The organism is Niastella soli, from assembly GCF_017742245.1.
Lineage (GTDB): Bacteria > Bacteroidota > Bacteroidia > Chitinophagales > Chitinophagaceae > Niastella > Niastella soli.
In genome coordinates this window covers 1-1,650 of sequence record NZ_JAGHKO010000030.1, presented here as the reverse complement: position 1 = coordinate 1,650, position 1,650 = coordinate 1, and the positions used below count along the sequence as shown (strand labels likewise).

1 rRNA gene is annotated in these 1,650 nt (G+C 49.8%); it reads right to left on the bottom strand.

The window, feature by feature from the left end:
- Positions 1–23 precede the first annotated feature (23 nt).
- Positions 24–1,552, bottom strand: a 16S ribosomal RNA gene (locus J7I42_RS34995).
- Positions 1,553–1,650: the final 98 nt, after the last annotated feature.

The following is a 1,650-nucleotide window of genomic DNA, read 5'->3' as shown; positions in this document are numbered from 1 at the left end:
TGTTATCTGAGCGACGTCTCTAAAAAGGAGGTATTCCAGCCGCACCTTCCGATACGGCTACCTTGTTACGACTTAGCCCCAGTCACTAGTTTTACCCTAGGCGGCTCCTTGCGGTTACCGACTTTAGGTACACCCAGCTTCCATGGCTTGACGGGCGGTGTGTGCAAGGTCCGGGAACGTATTCACCGTATCATTGCTGATATACGATTACTAGCGATTCCAGCTTCATGGAGTCGAGTTGCAGACTCCAATCTGAACTGAGAAAGGGTTTTTGAGATTAGCGCCTTGTTGCCAAGTGGCAGCTCTTTGTCCCTTCCATTGTAGCACGTGTGTAGCCCTGGGCATAAAGGCCATGATGACTTGACATCATCCCCTCCTTCCTCGCGTCTTACGACGGCAGTTTCATTAGAGTTCCCAGCTTTACCTGATGGCAACTAATGATGGGGGTTGCGCTCGTTGCGGGACTTAACCCAACACCTCACGGCACGAGCTGACGACAGCCATGCAGCACCTTACAAATTGTGTATTGCTACAAAGTGAGCTTTCACCCACGGTCAAAATGCATTCTAGCCCAGGTAAGGTTCCTCGCGTATCATCGAATTAAACCACATGCTCCACCGCTTGTGCGGACCCCCGCCAATTCCTTTGAGTTTCAACCTTGCGGTCGTACTTCCCAGGTGGGATACTTAATGCTTTCGCTCAGACACACACTGTGTATCGCGTATGTCGAGTATCCATCGTTTAGGGCGTGGACTACCAGGGTATCTAATCCTGTTTGATCCCCACGCTTTCGAGCCTCAGTGTCAATAATTGTGTAGCAAGCTGCCTTCGCTATCGGTGTTCTATGTCATATCTAAGCATTTCACCGCTACATGACATATTCCGCTTACCTCCACAATATTCAAGACTGATAGTATCAACGGCAGTTTCCGAGTTAAGCCCGGAGATTTCACCACTGACTTACCAGCCCACCTACGCTCCCTTTAAACCCAGTGAATCCGGATAACGCTTGCACCCTCCGTATTACCGCGGCTGCTGGCACGGAGTTAGCCGGTGCTTATTCATCGGGTACCGTCAACCCAACAAGAATGTTGGGGTTTCTTCTCCGATAAAAGAAGTTTACAATCCAGAGGACCTTCATCCTCCACGCGGCATGGCTGGTTCAGACTTGCGTCCATTGACCAATATTCCTTACTGCTGCCTCCCGTAGGAGTCGGGCCCGTGTCTCAGTGCCCGTGTGACTGGTCGTGCTCTCACACCAGTTACTGATCGTAGGCTTGGTGGGCTGTTACTCCGCCAACTACCTAATCAGGCGCACGCCCATCTTTAAGCGCCGGAGCTTTAATCATAGTGTGATGCCACACCACGATTTTACGAGGTATTAATTTTCGTTTCCGAAAGCTATCCCTCACTTAAAGGAAGGTTGCGTACGTGTTCCGCACCCGTTTGCCGGTCGCCGCCCATGTATTGCTACACTGCGCTGCCCCTCGACTTGCATGTATTAAGCCTGCCGCTAGCGTTCATCCTGAGCCAGGATCAAACTCTCCATTGTAAATGAGTTTTGATCACTTAGCTAAATTCTCTCAATAAGAAAATCAACTTTGTGAATCGTGTTAATTTTTTTCGAGTCGCTAGATTCTTACCTTGATT